General features: G+C 68.7%; 17 protein-coding genes. 15 read left to right on the top strand and 2 right to left on the bottom strand.

The window, feature by feature from the left end:
• Positions 1-4 precede the first annotated feature (4 nt).
• The 9 genes from ACFY2L_RS15320 to ACFY2L_RS15280 all read left to right on the top strand — a co-directional run bounded on the left by ACFY2L_RS15320 (position 5) and on the right by ACFY2L_RS15280 (position 9,704).
• On the top strand, positions 5-355 hold the full coding sequence (locus ACFY2L_RS15320; protein ID WP_390822557.1) for a type II toxin-antitoxin system RelE/ParE family toxin: 351 nt from the start codon (positions 5-7) through the stop codon (positions 353-355).
• Positions 352-657, top strand: a complete 306-nt coding sequence (locus ACFY2L_RS15315) for a helix-turn-helix domain-containing protein (RefSeq protein ID WP_390662616.1) — start codon at positions 352-354, stop codon at positions 655-657. Before ACFY2L_RS15320 ends, ACFY2L_RS15315 begins: the two co-directional genes overlap by 4 nt.
• A gap of 180 nt (positions 658-837) precedes the next feature.
• A complete protein-coding gene (gene typA / locus ACFY2L_RS15310; RefSeq protein WP_390662615.1) occupies positions 838-2,745 on the top strand; it encodes a translational GTPase TypA in 1,908 nt (635 codons plus the stop codon).
• Between the two features lie 647 nt (positions 2,746-3,392).
• Complete coding sequence (locus ACFY2L_RS15305; RefSeq protein WP_390662614.1) at positions 3,393-5,018, top strand: ABC transporter substrate-binding protein; 1,626 nt, start codon at positions 3,393-3,395, stop codon at positions 5,016-5,018.
• A 139-nt stretch (positions 5,019-5,157) separates the two neighbouring features.
• A complete protein-coding gene (locus ACFY2L_RS15300; RefSeq protein ID WP_390662613.1) occupies positions 5,158-6,090 on the top strand; it encodes an ABC transporter permease in 933 nt (310 codons plus the stop codon).
• On the top strand, positions 6,083-7,036 hold the full coding sequence (locus ACFY2L_RS15295; protein WP_390662612.1) for an ABC transporter permease: 954 nt from the start codon (positions 6,083-6,085) through the stop codon (positions 7,034-7,036). Before ACFY2L_RS15300 ends, ACFY2L_RS15295 begins: the two co-directional genes overlap by 8 nt.
• A gap of 11 nt (positions 7,037-7,047) precedes the next feature.
• On the top strand, positions 7,048-8,100 hold the full coding sequence (locus ACFY2L_RS15290; RefSeq protein WP_390662611.1) for an ABC transporter ATP-binding protein: 1,053 nt from the start codon (positions 7,048-7,050) through the stop codon (positions 8,098-8,100).
• A complete protein-coding gene (locus ACFY2L_RS15285; RefSeq protein ID WP_390662610.1) occupies positions 8,093-9,241 on the top strand; it encodes an ABC transporter ATP-binding protein in 1,149 nt (382 codons plus the stop codon). The genes ACFY2L_RS15290 and ACFY2L_RS15285 overlap by 8 nt, the downstream gene beginning before the upstream one ends.
• A gap of 76 nt (positions 9,242-9,317) precedes the next feature.
• On the top strand, positions 9,318-9,704 hold the full coding sequence (locus ACFY2L_RS15280; RefSeq protein ID WP_390662609.1) for a VOC family protein: 387 nt from the start codon (positions 9,318-9,320) through the stop codon (positions 9,702-9,704).
• A 7-nt stretch (positions 9,705-9,711) separates the two neighbouring features.
• Here the strand turns inward: ACFY2L_RS15280 and ACFY2L_RS15275 are convergent, their stop codons facing one another.
• Positions 9,712-10,251 (bottom strand): hypothetical protein, encoded by a 540-nt coding sequence (locus ACFY2L_RS15275; RefSeq protein WP_390662608.1) that lies wholly within the window; start codon positions 10,249-10,251, stop codon positions 9,712-9,714.
• Positions 10,252-10,622: 371 nt separating this feature from the next.
• Here ACFY2L_RS15275 and ACFY2L_RS15270 point away from each other — a divergent pair, with 371 nt between their 5' ends.
• From ACFY2L_RS15270 to ACFY2L_RS15245, 6 genes are all read left to right on the top strand, one after another.
• Positions 10,623-10,895, top strand: coding sequence for a helix-turn-helix domain-containing protein (locus tag ACFY2L_RS15270; RefSeq protein ID WP_390662607.1), 273 nt, complete (start codon positions 10,623-10,625; stop codon positions 10,893-10,895).
• A 157-nt stretch (positions 10,896-11,052) separates the two neighbouring features.
• Complete coding sequence (locus tag ACFY2L_RS15265; RefSeq protein ID WP_390822556.1) at positions 11,053-12,675, top strand: ABC transporter substrate-binding protein; 1,623 nt, start codon at positions 11,053-11,055, stop codon at positions 12,673-12,675.
• A gap of 6 nt (positions 12,676-12,681) precedes the next feature.
• The gene (locus ACFY2L_RS15260) at positions 12,682-13,605 is read left to right on the top strand and encodes an ABC transporter permease (RefSeq protein WP_390662605.1); all 924 of its coding nucleotides are present in this window, start codon (positions 12,682-12,684) and stop codon (positions 13,603-13,605) included.
• On the top strand, positions 13,598-14,578 hold the full coding sequence (locus tag ACFY2L_RS15255; protein ID WP_390662604.1) for an ABC transporter permease: 981 nt from the start codon (positions 13,598-13,600) through the stop codon (positions 14,576-14,578). The genes ACFY2L_RS15260 and ACFY2L_RS15255 overlap by 8 nt, the downstream gene beginning before the upstream one ends.
• 8 nt (positions 14,579-14,586) lie before the next feature.
• Positions 14,587-15,561 carry an ABC transporter ATP-binding protein gene (locus ACFY2L_RS15250; protein ID WP_390822555.1) on the top strand — a complete coding sequence of 325 codons (975 nt, stop codon included), beginning with the start codon at positions 14,587-14,589 and terminating at the stop codon, positions 15,559-15,561.
• The gene (locus tag ACFY2L_RS15245) at positions 15,554-16,597 is read left to right on the top strand and encodes an ABC transporter ATP-binding protein (protein ID WP_390662602.1); all 1,044 of its coding nucleotides are present in this window, start codon (positions 15,554-15,556) and stop codon (positions 16,595-16,597) included. The genes ACFY2L_RS15250 and ACFY2L_RS15245 overlap by 8 nt, the downstream gene beginning before the upstream one ends.
• Positions 16,598-16,748: 151 nt before the next feature.
• Here the strand turns inward: ACFY2L_RS15245 and ACFY2L_RS15240 are convergent, their stop codons facing one another.
• The gene (locus tag ACFY2L_RS15240) at positions 16,749-18,884 is read right to left on the bottom strand and encodes a prolyl oligopeptidase family serine peptidase (RefSeq protein WP_390822554.1); all 2,136 of its coding nucleotides are present in this window, start codon (positions 18,882-18,884) and stop codon (positions 16,749-16,751) included.
• Positions 18,885-18,959: the final 75 nt, after the last annotated feature.

The raw sequence follows: 18,959 nt of genomic DNA, 5'->3' as shown, positions 1-18,959 counted from the left end.
TGCTATGACGTGGGGTACCGTCGAACTGGAGCCGGAGGTCGCCGCATGGCTGGCCGGGCTCGACGACAAACGCTGGGCCCAGGCCCTCATGCATCTCGACCTGCTGGAGCAGCGGGGAGTTCATCTCGGTGAGCCGTACACGCGCCAGCTCGACGGCAAACTCAGAGAGCTGCGCTTCTATTGCGGCACCGAACGCATCCGGGTCACGTACTGGATCGCCTCGGGGCGCCGCATCATCATGCTCACCGTCTTCCCCAAGACGAGGATGCGGGAGTTCACCGAAGTGGAGCGGGCGCGTCAGGCCATGAAGCAGTGCCAGGCAGAAGGGCACACCGTGGACGAGGAGGAACAGTGACGGAGACCAGGCGCACCGGCCTCGCCGAGGCCCGCCGGGCCCGGGCCATGACTCCGGAGATCGAGGAGGAGTACGCGGCCGCACAGCTGCGTTTCGCCCTGGGCGAGGCCGTGCGTACGAAGCGGCAGGACCTCGGGCTGTCGCAGCACGAGCTCGGTCGGCGGGCCGGCATGACGCAGTCGGCCGTGGCACGCTTCGAAGGCGGCGGCACCGTTCCGACGATTCCCGTGCTCGACCGTCTCGCAAGGGCTCTGGGGCTCGAGCTGAGGGTCGAACTGGCGCCCGCGGCCAAGAGCGCCTGACCTGGTCCGGAAGCCTTGCGGGGGCCGCTTCCCGGGCTGTCCCGGGCGCCCCGCGGAGGCCGTCCCCCGGCGAGCCCCGTACCATGGGGTGAGGCCGTGGCGTGTCAAGCCCGGCAGGGCCCGCGTAACACAGACGTACGCAGCAGGGCCGGTCCTCACACTCCGGGAGAACGCCGCTTTATGGCCACGCGCCACGACATTCGAAACGTAGCCATCGTCGCTCACGTCGACCACGGCAAGACGACCATCGTCGACGGCATGCTGAAGCAGGCCGGTGCCTTCGCCGCCCACCAGCTCGAAGGCGTCGACGATCGCATGATGGACTCGAACGACCTGGAGCGTGAGAAGGGCATCACGATCCTCGCCAAGAACACGGCGGTGAAGTACCACCCGAAGGACGGGGGGGACGTCATCACCATCAACATCATCGACACCCCCGGCCACGCCGACTTCGGCGGTGAGGTCGAGCGCGGTCTGTCGATGGTGGACGGCGTGGTGCTGCTGGTCGACGCCTCCGAGGGGCCGCTGCCGCAGACCCGGTTCGTGCTGCGCAAGGCGCTGCAGGCCCGTCTGCCGATCATCCTGTGCATCAACAAGACGGACCGGCCCGACGCCCGGATCGACGAGGTCGTCAACGAGACGTACGACCTCTTCCTCGACCTGGACGCCGACGAGGAGCAGATCGAGTTCCCGATCGTCTACGCCTGCGGCCGTGACGGCATCGCCTCGCTGACCAAGCCGGCCGACGGCACCGTGCCGGAGGACTCCACCAGCCTGGAGCCGTTCTTCTCCACGATCCTGCAGCACATCCCGGCCCCGACCTACGACGAGGACGCCCCGCTCCAGGCCCACGTCACCAACCTGGACGCCGACAACTTCCTCGGCCGTATCGCGCTGCTGCGCGTCCACCAGGGCGAGCTGAAGAAGGGCCAGACCGTCGCCTGGATGAAGCGCGACGGCTCGGTCGCCAACGTGCGCATCAGCGAGCTGATGATGACCGAGGCCCTCACCCGCAAGCCCGCCGAGAAGGCCGGCCCGGGTGACATCTGCGCCGTCGCCGGTATCCCGGACATCATGATCGGTGAGACCCTCGCCGACCCCGAGAACCCGGTCCCGCTGCCCCTGATCACGGTCGACGAGCCCGCGATCTCCATGGTCATCGGCACCAACACCTCCCCGCTGGTCGGCCGCGGCGGCACCGGCAAGGGCGCCGACGCCAAGGCGGCCGTCAAGGACCGCAAGGTCACCGCCCGCCAGGTGAAGGACCGCCTCGACCGCGAGCTGATCGGTAACGTCAGCCTCCGTGTCCTGGACACCGAGCGCCCGGACGCCTGGGAGGTGCAGGGCCGTGGTGAGCTGGCGCTGGCCATCCTGGTCGAGCAGATGCGCCGCGAGGGCTTCGAGCTGACCATCGGCAAGCCCCAGGTCGTCACCAAGGACGTCGACGGCAAGGTCTACGAGCCCGTCGAGCGCATGACCATCGACGTGCCCGAGGAGCACATGGGCGCCGTCACGCAGCTCATGGGCGTCCGCAAGGGCCGGATGGACAACATGTCCAACCACGGCTCCGGCTGGGTGCGCATGGAGTTCGTCGTGCCGTCCCGCGGACTCATCGGCTTCCGGACCGAGTTCCTGACCCAGACCCGCGGCACCGGCATCGGCCACTCCATCCACGAGGGCCACGAGCCCTGGTTCGGCACCCTCCAGACCCGTAACAACGGTTCCCTGGTCGCCGACCGCGCCGGTGCCGTCACCGCCTTCGCGATGACGAACCTGCAGGAGCGCGGTGTGCTGTTCGTCGAGCCCGGCACCGAGGTGTACGAGGGCATGATCGTCGGTGAGAACTCCCGTGCCGACGACATGGACGTCAACATCACCAAGGAGAAGAAGCTCACCAACATGCGGTCCTCGACCGCCGACGTGGCCGAGTCGATCGTGCCGCCGCGCAAGCTCTCCCTGGAGCAGTCGCTGGAGTTCTGCCGTGACGACGAGTGCGTCGAGGTGACCCCGGAGGCGGTCCGCATCCGCAAGGTGAACCTGGACGCACGTGAGCGCGCCCGCGCCGCGAGCCGCGCCAAGCACGGCTGACGGGTCCCGGCGAAGCCGTAGAGCCGTACAGCGAACGACCGAGGAGCCGGTACCCGCGCCGCGGGTGCCGGCTCCTCGTGCTGAGGCCTGGTGAACACAGTTCTTACTCGGCCTGGACATAGGGATAACCCTTTGATCTGCCCCGGGGGCGCCCGGTAGGGGCCGATCGGTACTAGCCTCCTGTTGGTGCGTTTTACGTACAGCCGGGACGAGTGTCGACGAACGGACGTGTGGGCGGGGCCCGCTCGGCCGGCCGCGTCGGACGGCGGCGGGCAGGCCGACTCGACCCCGCACAGCGGCGGCGGTGGCCGCAACTGGTTTTTCTTCTTCCGGTGTCCGGAATGCGGACAGTCATCGTCGATAGATGTGTAACAAGTCCGTTTCGCAGGGATCTTCCCTCTATCCCTTTGTCCGGATTTTGGAAGAAGTAGCCGCAAGGTGTGATCGAACCGAGACCTTGGCAGTGTGGTTCGACCTTCGCTCATGGCAGATAGTTAGGCGCGTAGAGCTCGGATGGACGGGTCAGGCGCCGACAGGCGGCGCAGGCTCGCGAGCGCTGGGGGCACCGACCATTTTCAGGCGCCGGCAACGGTGTTGTGTCGTGTGCTGCCCATGCGCTGAACCTATGGATTCTTGAGGAGGAACCCATGCGCGGTGCGAGGAGTGCCAAGTGGGTCGCGATAGCCGCGGTGGTGGCACTGGGAGCGACCGCCTGTGGTGGTGGCGACGACGACAGCAAGGGCGACAGCAAGGCCGCCGTCGACCCGAACGGTACGTTCACGGTCGAGTCCGGTGAGCCGCAGAACCCCCTGCAGCCCGCCAACACGATGGAGTCCTACGGCAGCATCGTGATCAACTCGCTGTTCACCGGTCTGGTCGACTACGACGACAGCGGCAAGATCGTCTACATGAACGCCGAGTCGATCGACACCAAGGACAGCAAGACCTACACGGTCAAGCTGAAGGCCGGGTGGAAGTTCCACGACGGCACCCCGGTCACCGCCGAGTCCTACGTCAAGGCCTGGAACTGGGCCGCCAACCCGGACAACAAGCAGACCAACAGCTTCTGGTTCTCCGACATCAAGGGCTACGACAAGGTCGCCCCGGAGAAGGGCAAGCCCACGGCCACCGAGCTCTCCGGCCTGAAGGTCGTCGACGACAACACCTTCACCATCGAGCTGACCGCGGCGATTCCGTACTACGAGTACAAGCTCGGCTACCAGGCCTTCTCGCCGCTTCCCGAGTCCTTCTTCAAGGACCCGAAGGCCGGCGGCGAGAAGCCGGTCGGCAACGGTCCCTACCAGTTCGTCAGCTGGGACCACAAGAAGGCCATCACGGTCAAGAAGTTCGCCGGCTACAAGGGCTCGAACGCGGCGAAGAACGGCGGCGTGGTCTTCAAGAACTACTCCACCCCGGAGACCGCGTACGAGGACCTGAAGTCCGGCAACCTCGACGTCATCACCCAGATCGCCCCGAAGGACCTGCCGGTCTACAAGCAGGACCTCGGCGACCGCGCGATCGACCAGGCGTACTCCGCCATCCAGTCGATCACCCCGGCCTTCTACACCAAGCAGTGGAAGGACATCGACCCGAAGGTCCTCCAGGGCCTGTCGATGGCGATCGACCGCGACACCATCACCAAGACCGTGCTCCAGGGCACCCGTGAGCCGGCCACCGGCTGGGTCGCCAAGGGTGTTCTCGGCTACCAGCCGGACGTCGCGGGTGACGTCACCAAGTACAACCCGACCAAGGCCAAGCAGCTCATCAAGGAGGGTGGCGGCGTTCCCGGCAACGCGATCACCATCCAGTTCAACACCGACGGCGGTCACAAGGAGTGGGTGGAGGCGGTCTGCAACTCCATCACCAACGCCACCGGTGTGAAGTGCGCCACCGACCCGAAGGCCGACTTCCAGGCCGACCTCGACGCGCGTGACGCGCAGGAGGTCAAGTCCATGTACCGCTCGGGCTGGGTGCTGGACTACCCGGTGAACGCCAACTTCCTCCGTGACCTGTACGGCTCCAAGTCGTCCGGCAACCAGAGCGGCTTCTCCAACAAGACGATCGACGAGGAGATCGCCGCCGCCGACAGCGCCACCTCGCTGGACGAGTCGGTGAAGAAGTACCAGGAGGTCGAGAAGCAGCTCGTCAACTACATGCCGAGCATTCCGCTCTGGTACTACAAGGTCAACGCGGGCTACTCGGAGAAGGTCTCGGGCGTCAAGTTCGCCCAGGACGGCGACCCGATCCTGACCGGCGTCCAGGTCAAGAAGTAACCGCAGACAGCTCGTCGCCCGGGGCGCTCGCCGCGCCCCGGGCGACGGAAGCGGCCGGGGGGCCCTTTCCGCATGCATCGCCGGACGGTGCGCGAGGAAAGGGCCCGCCTGCTGCCGCTGTGACTTACATGGAGGCACGATGGGGCGCTATGTCGCACGACGACTGCTCCAGATGATCCCGGTCTTCTTCGGGACCACCCTGCTTATCTTCCTCATGGTCTACGCCCTGCCCGGTGACCCCGTCCGCGGGCTGTTCGGCGACAAGGGCGGCAGCCCACAGGTGATCGCCGCGCTGAGGCACGAATACGGCCTGGATCAGAACATCTTCATGCAGTACTTCAACTACATGAAGGGCATTCTGCTGCACGCCGACTTCGGCACGCAGATCGCCAGTGGCCGGCCCGTGACCGACGTCCTCGGCGACGCCTTCCCGGTCACCCTGCGACTGGGCGGCTTCGCCTTCGTCATCGAGATCATCCTCGGCATCGGCCTCGGCGTCTTCGCCGGCCTGCGCGCCGGACGAGCCGCCGACACCTCGGTTCTGCTGGTCACCCTGCTGCTGATCTCGGTCCCGGTGTTCGTCCTCGGCTTCATCCTCAAGTGGATCTTCGCCGACGAACTCCAGTGGCTGGAACCCAACGTCAACGACCCGACGAACTACGGCCAGTTGCTGATGCCGGCGATCGTGCTGGCCACGGCGTCACTCGCCTATGTGTCCCGGCTGACCCGTACGTCGATCGCGGAGAACATGCGCGCCGACTACGTCCGCACGGCCATCGCCAAGGGCCTGCCCCGCCGCCGGGTGGTCGGTGTCCACCTCATGCGCAACTCGCTGATCCCGGTCGTCACGTACCTGGGCACCGACATCGGCGCCCTGCTCGGCGGTGCCGTCGTCACCGAGGGCATCTTCAACATCCAGGGCATCGGCGGCACGATCTACCAGTCGATCGTCCGCCGGGAAGGCACCACCCTCGTGGGCCTGGTGACCATCCTCGTCCTCGTGTATCTCGTCGCCAGCCTCCTTGTCGACCTGCTCTACGCGGTCCTTGACCCGAGGATTCGCTATGCCTGACATGACCAAATCCGACACCGCCACCGCCACCGCGGCCCCGGACGCCGTGACCACCGCAGCCCCGGCCGGAGTTCCGGTCAAGGCCGAGAAGGTCCGCAGCCTGTGGGGCGACGCCTGGCAGGACCTGCGCCGCAACAAGATCTTCCTCGTCTCGGCGGTGCTGATCCTGCTGCTGCTGACGATCACCTTCTTCCCCGGCTGGTTCACCAGCGCCAACCCGGCCTACGGCGACCTGGCCAACCACTACCTGCAGAAGCCGCAGCTCGGGAAGGTCTTCTCGCCCGAGTGGCTGGGCTACGACGCCCAGGGCCGCAGCGTCTACGCCCGGCTCATCTACGGCGCCCGGGCCTCCATAGCCGTCGGCTTCGGCACCACGATCGTGGTGACCGTCGTGGGCGGTCTGGTCGGCATGATCGCCGGCTACTTCGGCGGGCTCGTCGACTCCATCCTGTCCCGGCTCGTGGACGTCTTCTTCGGCATCCCGTTCCTGCTGGGCACCATGGTCGTCCTCAACTCCTTCCCGGAGCGCACGGCCTGGGTCGTCGTCGGTGCCCTGGGCTTCTTCGGCTGGACCCAGCTGGCGCGCGTGATGCGCGGCGCGGTGATCACCACCAAGCAGTCCGACTACGTCCAGGCGGCCAAGGCGCTCGGCGCGAGCACCACCCGCATCCTGTTCCGCCACATCCTGCCGAACACGCTGGCCCCGGTGATCGTCGTCGCGACCATCTCGCTCGGCGTCTACATCGGCTCCGAGGCCACGCTGTCCTTCCTGGGCCTCGGCCTGAACGGCGTCTCGTGGGGCAACGACATCTCCGACGGCGGCAACTCGATCCGAGTGGCGCAGTGGATCATGCTGTACCCCTCGATCATGCTCACCATCACGGTGCTGGCGTTCATCATGCTCGGTGAAGCGGTCCGCAACGCCCTTGACCCGAAGACGCGCTGAGGGAGGCGTACGTGACCATCATCGAAGAAACCGCACCGGTGCCGGCGCCCCGCGAAGGCGACGACGCCCCCCTGCTCGAAGTGCGTGACCTGCACGTCGAGTTCCACACCCGGGAGGGTGTGGTCCAGGCCGTCAACGGCGTCAACTACAGCGTGAAGGCCGGCGAGACGCTCGCGGTGCTCGGCGAGTCGGGCTCCGGCAAGTCGGTGACCGCGCAGGCGGTCATGGGCATCCTCGACATGCCGCCGGCGAAGATCCCGCAGGGCGAGATCCTCTTCCGCGGCCAGGACATGCTCAAGATGTCCGCCGAGGAGCGCCGGCGCATCCGCGGACAGCGGATCGCCATGATCTTCCAGGACGCGCTCAGCTCGCTCAACCCCGTTCTGTCGGTGGGCTACCAGCTCGGCGAGATGTTCCGGGTGCACCAGGGCCTCTCCAAGAAGGAGGCCAAGACCAAGGCGGTCGAGCTGATGGACCGGGTGAAGATCCCGGCCGCCTCGGCCCGCGTCGACGACTACCCCCACCAGTTCTCGGGCGGTATGCGCCAGCGCATCATGATCGCCATGGCGCTGGCCCTGGAGCCCGACCTGATCATCGCCGACGAGCCCACCACGGCTCTCGACGTGACGGTCCAGGCCCAGGTCATGGACCTGCTCGCGGACCTGCAGCGCGAGTACAACATGGGTCTGATCCTCATCACCCACGACCTCGGCGTCGTCGCCGACGTCGCGGACAAGATCGCGGTGATGTACGCGGGCCGGATCGTGGAGCGCGCCCCGGTGCACGAGCTCTACAAGCGCCCGGCGCACCCCTACACCCGGGGTCTGCTGGACTCGATCCCGCGCCTGGACCAGAAGGGCCAGGAGCTGTTCGCGATCAAGGGTCTGCCGCCCAACCTGCTGCGCATCCCCTCCGGTTGCGCCTTCAACCCGCGCTGCACCAAGGCGCAGGACATCTGCCGTACGGACATTCCGGCCCTGCAGCCGGTGACCGAGCAGGACGGCACCGAGCTGGTCGGCCGCGCCTCGGCGTGCCATTTCTGGAAGGAGACGATCGATGGCTGAGCTCAGCAAGACCGACGAGCCGCAGGAAGCCACGCCGAACGTCTCCGAGGTGGAGACCGCGGACGTCCACTCCGAGACGGAGGCGGTCGCCGCGATCGAGGCACCGGTGGACCGCGGTGAGCCGATCCTCCAGGTGCGCAACCTGGTCAAGCACTTCCCGCTCACCCAGGGCATCCTGTTCAAGAAGCAGATCGGCGCGGTCAAGGCCGTCGACGGCGTCTCCTTCGACCTGTACCAGGGCGAGACGCTCGGCATCGTGGGCGAGTCCGGCTGCGGCAAGTCCACGGTCGCCAAGCTCCTGATGAACCTGGAGCGGGCCACCGCGGGCGAGATCTTCTACAAGGGCCAGGACATCACCAAGCTGTCCGGCCGCGCCCTGAAGGCCGTCCGCCGCAACATCCAGATGGTGTTCCAGGACCCGTACACCTCGCTGAACCCCCGTATGACGGTGGGTGACATCATCGGGGAGCCGTTCGACATCCACCCGGAGGTGGCCCCCAAGGGCGACCGGCGCCGCAAGGTGCAGGAACTCCTGGACGTCGTGGGTCTCAACCCGGAGTACATCAACCGCTACCCGCACCAGTTCTCGGGCGGTCAGCGCCAGCGCATCGGCATCGCGCGCGGTCTGGCCCTCAACCCCGAGGTCATCATCTGCGACGAGCCGGTCTCCGCGCTGGACGTGTCCGTCCAGGCCCAGGTCATCAACCTGATGGAGCGACTGCAGGACGAGTTCAACCTCTCCTACATCTTCATCGCGCACGACCTGTCCATCGTGCGGCACATCTCGGACCGGGTCGGTGTGATGTACCTCGGCCGGATCGCCGAGATCGGCACCGACGAGCAGATCTACGACCACCCGACGCACCCCTACACCCAGGCGCTGCTGTCGGCGGTCCCCGTGCCGGACCCGGACGCCCGTGAGGGCCGCGAGCGCATCATCCTCACCGGTGACGTGCCGTCCCCGGCCAACCCGCCGTCGGGCTGCCGGTTCCGTACCCGGTGCTGGAAGGCGCAGGACAAGTGCGCGACCGAGGTGCCCCTGCTGGCCGTGCCCGAGCGCTTCCGCGGCGGGGACACGCCGGCGTCCCACGAGTCGGCGTGCCACTTCGCCGAGGAGAAGGACGTCGTGCACGCGGCCTGACCCGCTGATCGGCCGAACACCGGTGCCCGGCACCTCGAAGAGAGGAGCCGGGCACCGGCGTGTGTCAGGAGGAACGATGCTGCACCACGTCGAGCTGTGGGTCCCCGACCTGCCCCGGGCGGTCCGTGCCTGGGGCTGGCTGCTCGGCCGGCTCGGCTACGAGCCGTACCAGGAGTGGGAGCACGGCCGCAGCTGGCGGCAGGGCACGACGTACGTCGTCGTCGAGGAATCACCGGCGATGCGGGAGGGCGTCCGGCACGACCGGACGCTCCCGGGGCTCAACCACCTGGCGTTCCACGCCGGGAGCCGGCCGGAGGTCGACGCGCTGGCGGCCGAGGGGCCGGCCCACGGCTGGACCCCGCTCTTCGCGGAGCGCTACCCGCACGCGGGCGGCCCGGACCATTACGCGGCCTACCTCGAGAACACGGACGGTTTCGAGGTCGAGCTGGTGGCAGGCCCCTGATCCCGGGCTACTTCCACTCCAGGCCCCACACGTTGGCGTCCTTCTTGACCGGAGCGACGAACCACTTCGCCCACTTCTTCGTCTCGTGGTACTTGCAGTGGCCGTCGTAGTAGTACGAGTACTTCGTGGCCTTGAACTTCTTCGACTCGTGGAACATCGTCATGCGGACCTTGGTCTTGCCCGCCTTGTTCTTCGCCGGGATCGAGTAGCTCCAGCTGTTCGACTTCGACCAGGTCTTGCCGACGGTCACGCTGAACGACGTGCTCGCCTTGGCGAAGATGACCCCGGCCTCGGCCTCGACACCCGCGGTGCCGCTGGCGCTCACCGTGGCCGTCTTGGTGTGGTTGTAGGTGAGGGTGCCGCCGAGGTTGTCGTACATCCACTCGCTGTGCAGGTTGGTCGGCTTGCTCACGGTGGACTTGTTGGTGATGTGGTAGCCCGTCCCGGGGTTCGGGGCACACGCGGCGGAGGCCGGAGCGGCCACACCGGTCACGACGCCCCCGGCGACGACCACGGTGGAGACGACGGCACTTGCGATTCTCAGCACGAACACTTCCCCCTTCAGGAAACTCTGCGCTCACCGGAGCGCGGCGTCAGGATCGGCCGTGCGCCGACACGGTCGCAAACGGGTCGCCGGACACCGCGACGCGCCCATGCACCGGAACGCATTGACAGCCCCGAGAGCCATCGGGCAAAGCGTGCGGACGGGAAGCCGTCGCAGGTGCGGCGGTGTTGAATTGGCTCTCTCTGCGCGGAAAGTCGCTATCACATCGCCTGTATGAAGTGATCAGCATCTCACCGCGGCACCTTATGTTCTTTGCGGTATGAAAGGCGCCCTCAAGAGTTCGCCAAGCCCGGAACCGCATGACGGTGGCTCAAGTCCTGATCGTTGGTCCACCACACACGGGGAGTGACGAAATGTTGGTTGCAGCGGATCACAGAGGCGCCGGCGTCGGGACGCCCTTCGGGGCCGCCGTGCGGGCCAGACGGCTGGAGCTGGGGCTCACCCAGGAACGCCTCGCCACCCAGGCGGGCATGACCCAGGGCGCGCTGTCGCGCATGGAACGCGGCCGGGGGGTTCCGACCCTGCCGCTGCTGGAGCGCCTGGCGGCGGCCCTGGCGTCGAACCTGCTGATCTCCATGTCGCCGCACGGCGGCGTCCACGTGGTCTTCAAGGCGCTTCCGCGCTGACCCCCGGCCCCGAACGGCCCAGCCGGGCCGTTCGGGGTCATCCTCCTGGCGCTCCCTTGAACCCGTACGGGTGGGGTGAGAGTGCAGGGAAACCGTCATGTGCCGATATTGACTGGTAAATGATCTGGGTTCCGGCGCAGTCAAGAGGAGGCACTCCATGCGTGGAGCCACGCACGCCAAATGGGCCGTATGCGCGGCGGCGGCCGTGCTCGCGGCGGCGGCCTGCGGGGGCGGGGGGAGCGGCGGCGAGGGCGGCGCGGTGCTCAGCTCGTCCTGGGGAGACCCCCAGAACCCGCTGGAGCCGGCCAACACCAACGAGGTGCAGGGCGGCAAGGTCCTCGACATGATCTTCCGCGGACTGAAGCGGTACGACCCCGACACCGCCCAGGCGCAGAACATGCTGGCGCAGAGCATCGAGACGCCGGACTCGCGGAACTTCACGATCACCCTCAAGGACGGCTGGACCTTCAGCAACGGCGAGAAGGTGACGGCGAGCTCGTTCGTCGACGCCTGGAACTACGGCGCGAGCCTGAGGAACAGGCAGAAGGCGGCGGAGTTCTTCAAGTACATCGACGGCTATGCCGAGGTGCACCCCGAGCAGGGCACCCAGACCGCCGACACCCTCTCCGGGCTGAAGGTCGTCGACGACCGGACGTTCACCGTGCGGCTCAGCCAGAAGTTCTCCTCCTTCCCGGACACCCTCGGCTACGCCGTCTTCTCGCCCCTGCCCCGGGCCTTCTTCGACGACCACGAGGCCTGGCTGAAGAAGCCGGTCGGCAACGGGCCCTACTCGATCGCGTCGTACACCAGGGGCTCGCAGATGAACCTCGTCAGGTGGGACGGCTACCCGGGGGCCGACAAGGCGCACAACGACGGCGTGACCCTGAAGGTCTACACCGACCCGAACACCGCCTACACCGACCTCCTGGCCGGCAACCTCGACCTCACCGACGACGTGCCCGCCGCCCAGCTCAAGAACGCCCCGAGCGACCTCGGCGGCCGCTACCTCAACCAGCCCGCCGGCATCATCCAGACGATCGCCTTCCCCTACTACGACAAGGCGTGGGGCAGGGCCGGCATGGACAGGGTCCGCAAGGGACTGTCCATGGCCATCGACCGCGACCGGATCACCGAGACGATCTACCAGCGGACGCGGGTCCCCGCCACGGACTGGACGTCACCGGTCCTCGGCGGGAAGGGCGGCGACAAGAAGGGGCTGTGCGGCGAGTGGTGCACCTACGACCCCGCCCGGGCCAAGGAGCTGATCCAGGAGGGCGGAGGCCTGCCCGGCGGACAGGTGAGGATCACGTACAACGCGGACGCCGGCTCGCACAAGCAGTGGGTCGACGCCGTCTGCAACTCCATCAACAACGTCCTGGGCGACGACGACGCCTGCGTGGGCAGCCCGATCGGCACCTTCGCCGACTACCGCGACAAGACCACCCGGCAGAAGCTGAGCGGCCCCTTCCGCGCCGGCTGGCAGATGGACTACCCGCTCATCCAGAACTTCCTGCAGCCGCTCTACTACACCAACGCCCCCTCCAACGACGGCAAGTGGTCCAACGAGCGGTTCGACAGGCTCGTCGACCAGGCCAACGCCGAGACCGACCCCGCCAGGGCCGTCGAGCTGTTCCAGAAGGCCGAGGAGGTCGTCCGGGACGACATGGCGGCCATCCCGCTGTGGTACCAGAACGGCACCGGCGGCTACGGGGAACGCCTCTCCGACGTCCGGCTCAACCCGTTCTCCGTCCCGGTCTACACCGACATCAAGGTCGGCTGACCCGCCGTGGGGCGGTACGTCCTGCGGCGTCTGCTGCAGATGATCCCGGTGTTCGTCGGGGCGACGCTGCTGATCTTCCTGATGGTGAACGTGCTGGGCGATCCCGTCGCGGGCCTGTGCGGCGAACGGACCTGCGACCAGGCGACGTCCGCCCAGCTGAAGAAGGAGTTCGGCCTCGACCGGCCCGTCTGGCAGCAGTACCTGACCTACATGGGGAACGTCTTCACCGGGGACTTCGGTACGGCGTTCAACGGCCAGCCGGTCACCGAGCTGATGGCGACGGCGTTCCCGGTCACCGTGCGGCTGACGATCGTCGCGATCCTCTTCGAGGTCGTCGTCGGCGTCACCCTGGGCGTGATCACCGGCCTGCGCCGGGGCCGGCCCGTCGACACCGGCGTCCTGCTCGGCACCCTCGTCGTGATCTCCGTGCCCACCTTCGTCACCGGTCTGCTGCTGCAACTGCTGCTCGGCGTCGAGTGGGGCTGGATCCGGCCCTCCGTCTCCGCGGCCGCGGGCTTCGGCGAACTCCTCGTGCCCGGCCTGGTGCTGGCCTCGGTCTCGCTGGCCTACGTCACCCGCCTGACCCGTACCTCCATCGCCGAGAACAGACGCTCCGACTACGTCCGTACGGCCGTCGCCAAGGGGCTGCCGCACCGCCGGGTGGTCACCCGGCACCTGCTGCGCAACTCCCTCATCCCTGTGGTCACCTTCATCGGCGCGGACATCGGCTTCCTGATGGGCGGCGCGATCGTCACCGAACGCATCTTCAACATCCACGGCGTCGGCTACCAGCTCTACCAGGGGATCCTCCGTCAGAACACGCAGACCGTGGTCGGCTTCGTCACCGTCCTCGTCCTGGTCTTCCTGGTGACCAACCTCCTCGTCGACCTCCTGTACGCCGTACTCGACCCGAGGATCCGCTATGCCTGAACTGGAGCCCGAGGGCGACATCGCCGCCACCGGCGCGGGCGCCGCGGCGGACTTCGCCGCGAGCGAGGCACTGCCCCTGGAGGCGGCACCCGCGGGGGCGGAGGGCGTCACCGCGGGGGCCACGGGCCGGCCCCGCTCCCTGTGGTCCGACGCCTGGCGCGACCTGCGCCGCAATCCGGTCTTCCTCGCCAGCGGCCTGATCATCCTCTTCCTGGTGTTCATCTCCCTGTGGCCCTCGGCCGTCACCTGGGAGAGCCCCCTCAAGTGCGATCTCGCCCTGGCCCAGGAGGGCTCCCGGCCCGGGCATCCCTTCGGCTTCGACGGCCAGGGCTGCGACGTCTACACCCGCACGGTCTACGGCGCCCGTACGTCCGTCACGGTCGGCGTCCTCGCCACCCTCGGGGTGGCCGTCCTGGGCAGCGTCCTCGGCGGCCTCGCCGGCTTCTTCGGCGGCGCCGGCGACGCGGTCCTGTCCCGGATCACCGACGTGTTCTTCGCGATCCCGGTCGTCCTGGGCGGCCTGGTCCTGCTGTCCGTGGTCACCAGCGACACCGTCTGGCCGGTCATCGGGTTCATGGTGCTGCTGGGCTGGCCCCAGATCTCCCGTATCGCCCGCGGCGCGGTCATCACCGCCCGACAGCACGACTACGTCCAGGCCGCCCGCGCCCTCGGCGCCTCCCACTCCCGCATCCTGCTGCGCCACATCGCCCCGAACGCGGTCGCCCCGGTGATCGTGGTCGCGACCATCGCGCTCGGCACGTACATCGCGCTGGAGGCGACCCTGTCCTACCTGGGCGTGGGCCTGAAACCGCCCACCGTCTCCTGGGGCATCGACATCTCCGCCGCCTCCCCCTACGTCCGCAACGCCCCGCACGCCCTGCTCTGGCCCTCCGGCGCCCTCGCCCTGACGGTCCTGGCGTTCATCATGCTCGGCGACGCGATCCGCGACGCCCTCGACCCGAAGCTGAGGTGACCGGACGGATGCTGCTGGAAGTACGTGATCTGCGGGTGGAGTTCCGGACCCGGGACGGCGTCGCCAAGGCCGTCAACGGGGTCGGCTACGCGGTGGACGCGGGCGAGACGCTCGCCGTGCTCGGGGAGTCCGGGTCCGGCAAGTCCGTCACCGCGCAGGCGGTCATGGGCATTCTCGACACACCGCCCGGGAGGATCACCGGCGGCGAGGTCCTCTTCCGGGGCAGGGACCTGCTGAAGCTGAAGGAGGACGAGCGCAGGAAGGTCCGTGGCGCCGAGATGGCGATGATCTTCCAGGACGCGCTGTCCTCGCTGAACCCGGTGCTCTCCGTGGGCGACCAGCTCGGCGAGATGTTCGTCGTCCACCGGGGCATGTCCAGGAAGGACGCACGGGCCAGGGCCGTGGAGCTGATGGACCGGGTCCGCATCCCGGCGGCCCGGGAGCGGGCCGGGGACTACCCGCACCAGTTCTCCGGCGGTATGCGCCAGCGCATCATGATCGCGATGGCGCTCGCCCTCGAACCCGCGCTGATCATCGCCGACGAACCGACCACGGCTCTCGACGTGACGGTCCAGGCCCAGGTCATGGACCTGCTCGCGGAGCTCCAGCGGGAGTACCGCATGGGGCTCGTCCTCATCACCCACGACCTCGGTGTGGTCGCCGACGTGGCCGACCGGATCGCCGTCATGTACGCGGGCCGGATCGTCGAGTCGGCGCCCGTCCACGACCTGTACAAGGCCCCGGCGCACCCGTACACGCGCGGGCTGCTCGACTCCATCCCGCGCCTGGACCAGAAGGGCGGTGAGCTCTACGCCATCAAGGGCCTGCCGCCCAGCCTCATGGACGTCCCGCCCGGCTGCCCGTTCCACCCGCGCTGCCCGGCCGCCCGGGACGTGTGCCGGACGGACGTACCGCCGCTGTACGAGGTGGACGAGGGCCGCGGGAGCGCCTGCCACTTCTGGAGGGAGTGCCTGCATGGCTAGGACCGCGTCGGCCGAGCCGATCCTCGAGGTGAGCGGACTGCACAAGCACTACCCGCTCACGCGGGGCGTCCTGTTCCGCAAGCAGGTCGGCTCGGTGAGGGCCGTCGACGGCGTCGACCTCACGCTCGGGAGGGGCGAAACCCTCGGCATCGTGGGCGAGTCCGGCTGCGGCAAGTCCACCGTCGCACGCATGCTGGTCAGCCTGGAGCGGCCGACGCACGGGCGGATCCGCTACAAGGGCGAGGACATCACCCGGCTGTCCGGCAGGGCGCTGAAGGCCGTCCGCCGCAACATCCAGATGGTGTTCCAGGACCCGTACACCTCCCTCAACCCCCGTATGACCGTGGGTGACATCGTCGGAGAGCCGTACGAGATCCATCCCGAGGCGGCCCCGAAGGGCGACCGGCGCCGCAGGGTCCGTGAGCTGCTGGACGTGGTCGGCCTCAACCCGGAGCACATCAACCGCTACCCGCACCAGTTCTCCGGCGGCCAGCGCCAGCGGATCGGCATCGCCCGCGGCCTCGCCCTGCGCCCCGAGGTGATCGTCGCCGACGAGCCGGTGTCCGCCCTGGACGTCTCGGTCCAGGCCCAGGTCGTCAACCTCCTGGACCGGCTCCAGGCCGAGTTCGAGCTGTCGTACCTCTTCATCGCGCACGACCTGTCGATCGTGCGGCACATCTCGGACCGGGTCGGGGTGATGTACCTCGGCCGGATCGTGGAGATCGGGCGGGACACGGAGATCTACGACCACCCCACCCACCCCTACACCCAGGCGCTGCTGTCCGCCGTCCCCGTGCCGGACCCGAGGGGGAGGGAGCGGCGGGAGCGGATCATCCTGTCCGGGGACGTCCCGTCCCCCGCGGACATCCCCTCCGGCTGCCGCTTCCGCACCCGTTGCTGGAAGGCCCGGGAGCGGTGCGCGCGGGAGGTTCCGGTGCTCGCCGTGCCGGCCGGGCTGCCGCACCCGGACGGACCCGCCGCGCACGCCTCCGCCTGCCACTTCGCGGGAGGCGATCATGGCAACGTGGGTGCATAGCCGCACATTTGTACAGCAACCGCGTTAACACGCAGGCAACTTGGCTGACCCGATTCCGATATACGGACGCGTCAGTCTGAACAGCGTACGGCCGTGCGGGTGCCGTAAACGGGCCGGGGCGCGCCATGTCGCCCCGGCCCGTTGCCCTGCGCTACCGCAACCCCAGCGAACGCTTCAGGAAGTCCACCTGGAGCAGCAGCAGGTTCTCCGCGACCTGCTCCTGCGGGGTCATGTGGGTGACGCCCGAGAGCGGCAGCACCTCGTGCGGGCGGCCGGCCGCGAGCAGCGCGGAGGACAGCCGCAGGGCGTGCGCGACGACCACGTTGTCGTCGGCCAGACCGTGCACGATCATCAGCGGCCGGTGCGGCTCGGCGGGCGCCGACAGCCCGTCGTCGGTGACGAGCGAACTCTTCGCGTAGGCCTCGGGGTTCGCCGCCGGGTCGCCCAGGTAGCGCTCGGTGTAGTGGGTGTCGTACAGCCGCCAGTCGGTCACCGGGGCGCCCGCGATGCCCGCGTGGAAGACGTCCGGGCGGCGCAGCACGGCGAGGCCGGCCAGCCAGCCGCCGTAGGACCAGCCGCGGATCGCCACCCGGCTCAGGTCCAGGGGGTGGGTCCTGGCCAGGTCCTGGAGCGCCTCGATCTGGTCGTCGAGGCTGACCGTGAAGTCGTGGTGGACCGCCTTCTCCCAGCCGGGGGAGCGGCCCGGGGTGCCCCGCCCGTCGGCGACGACCACCGCGAAGCCCTGGTCGGCGAACCACTGCGAGGTGAGGTGCGCGTTGTGCGCGGCGAGGACCCGGGGGCCGTGCGGGCCGCCGTAGGGGTCGAGCAGGACGGGCAGCAGGGGTGCCGAGGGGTGCGAGGTGTCACCGGGGTAGTCCGTAGGCATAAGCACGGCGCACGGGATACGCCGTGCGCCCCCCTCGGTGAGTGTCACGCGGGGGGACAGACTGGGATCTTCCGCATACGACCGGACAGTCGCTGTCTGCTTTCCGTCCCGCAGGACCCGCACCAGGCTCCCGGGCCGGTCCAGCGCCGCCGACACCAGCACGGTCACGCCCCCGGCGCGTACCGCCGTGTGGACGCCGGGCTCCTGGGAGACGCGCTCGACGCCGAGTTCGTTGACGCGGTAGACATGCACCTCGCCGATTTCCGGGCACTCCGCCTCCTCGCCGGCCGACGCGGAGACCAGCACGTCGTCGGCCGTGACGTCCAGCACCGCCCGTACGTGCAACTGGGCTCCGGTCAGCGGCCGTTCGCCGACCGCGAGGACCCGGGCGCCGCCCTCGTCGGCGATCCGGACCAGTCGTCCCGAAGGGCTCCAGCACGGCACCCCAGGGAAAAGATCCAGCCAAATCGGATCTTCGTCGGCGTGCACCATCCGGGTCGTCCCCGAGTCGGTGTCCACGGTCAGGAACAGCTGGCTGCGCTGATCGCGCGCCTGCACGAGGAGCAGCGGGCCACCCGCCCCTGACCAGTGCACTCGCGCCAGATACGGGTAGCGCGCCCGGTCCCAGACGACCTCCGTGCGCACCCCGTCGAGCCCGAAGACGAACAGCCGCACGTCCGCGTTGGCCGTCCCGGCCGCCGGATACGGCACGTGTTGTGGGTCACGTTTCGGCTGTGCCGGATCGGAGATCCACCAGCGCTCCACGGGCGTGTCGTCGACCCGCGCGACGAGCAGCCGGTCCGACTCCGGCGCCCACCAGAACCCCCGTGAACGCCCCATCTCCTCGGCCGCGATGAACTCGGCCAATCCATAGGAAACCGTGCCCGAATCCGGCTCCGCCACCGCCCGGTCACCCTCGCCCTCGGCGCCCACGACCCGCAGCGCGCCCCCCGCGACATACGCGACGAGCCGTCCGTCGGGGGACGGACGGGGATCGACCACCGGCCCCGCGACCGGCAGTTCCCGTGCCGTCCCGGCCCGCAGCTCGGCCGTGAAAAGCCGCCCTGACAAGGCGAAAGACGCCAGCTCCACAGCCTCGTCGGTGGCATAGCCGACGATCCCGGCGCCGCCCTCGCGACTGCGCTCGCGGCGCGCCCGCTCCTCGGGCGAGAGGTCCTCCGCGGCCCCGCCCAGGAGCGCGCGCGGGTCGGCGGCCACACGCTCCGCGCCGCTCACCGGATCGAGGACCCACAGGGCGCCTGCGCGGTCCGTGCCGGAACCGGAGCGCAGGAACGCGACCCGGGAGCCGTCGGGGGACACCGTGAACGAACGCGGCGCGCCCAGCGTGAAGCGCTGGGTGCGGGCGTGCCGGCGGGGGAAGGAGTCGGACTCGGTCGTCATCCCCCGACCATATTGGCCATGCGCCCCCTTGTGCGGCTGTGCGCCGAGAGATGCGCACGCACTCATAGTTATGAT

This window comes from Streptomyces sp. NPDC001381 (assembly GCF_042895685.1).
GTDB lineage: Bacteria > Actinomycetota > Actinomycetes > Streptomycetales > Streptomycetaceae > Streptomyces.
The sequence above is the reverse complement of the archived record's forward strand: the minus strand, read 5'-3'. Positions and strand labels throughout refer to the sequence as shown.

Coding starts and splice junctions, on each gene's coding strand:
- ACFY2L_RS15270 (WP_390662607.1), top strand. CDS start 10,623: ATGTTGGTTGCAGCGGATCACAGAGGCGCCGGCGTCGGGACGCCCTTC.
- ACFY2L_RS15305 (WP_390662614.1), top strand. CDS start 3,393: ATGCGCGGTGCGAGGAGTGCCAAGTGGGTCGCGATAGCCGCGGTGGTG.
- ACFY2L_RS15240 (WP_390822554.1), bottom strand. CDS start 18,884: ATGACGACCGAGTCCGACTCCTTCCCCCGCCGGCACGCCCGCACCCAG.
- ACFY2L_RS15300 (WP_390662613.1), top strand. CDS start 5,158: ATGGGGCGCTATGTCGCACGACGACTGCTCCAGATGATCCCGGTCTTC.
- ACFY2L_RS15250 (WP_390822555.1), top strand. CDS start 14,587: ATGCTGCTGGAAGTACGTGATCTGCGGGTGGAGTTCCGGACCCGGGAC.
- ACFY2L_RS15255 (WP_390662604.1), top strand. CDS start 13,598: ATGCCTGAACTGGAGCCCGAGGGCGACATCGCCGCCACCGGCGCGGGC.
- ACFY2L_RS15245 (WP_390662602.1), top strand. CDS start 15,554: ATGGCTAGGACCGCGTCGGCCGAGCCGATCCTCGAGGTGAGCGGACTG.
- ACFY2L_RS15320 (WP_390822557.1), top strand. CDS start 5: ATGACGTGGGGTACCGTCGAACTGGAGCCGGAGGTCGCCGCATGGCTG.
- ACFY2L_RS15280 (WP_390662609.1), top strand. CDS start 9,318: ATGCTGCACCACGTCGAGCTGTGGGTCCCCGACCTGCCCCGGGCGGTC.
- ACFY2L_RS15295 (WP_390662612.1), top strand. CDS start 6,083: ATGCCTGACATGACCAAATCCGACACCGCCACCGCCACCGCGGCCCCG.
- ACFY2L_RS15285 (WP_390662610.1), top strand. CDS start 8,093: ATGGCTGAGCTCAGCAAGACCGACGAGCCGCAGGAAGCCACGCCGAAC.
- typA (WP_390662615.1), top strand. CDS start 838: ATGGCCACGCGCCACGACATTCGAAACGTAGCCATCGTCGCTCACGTC.
- ACFY2L_RS15265 (WP_390822556.1), top strand. CDS start 11,053: ATGCGTGGAGCCACGCACGCCAAATGGGCCGTATGCGCGGCGGCGGCC.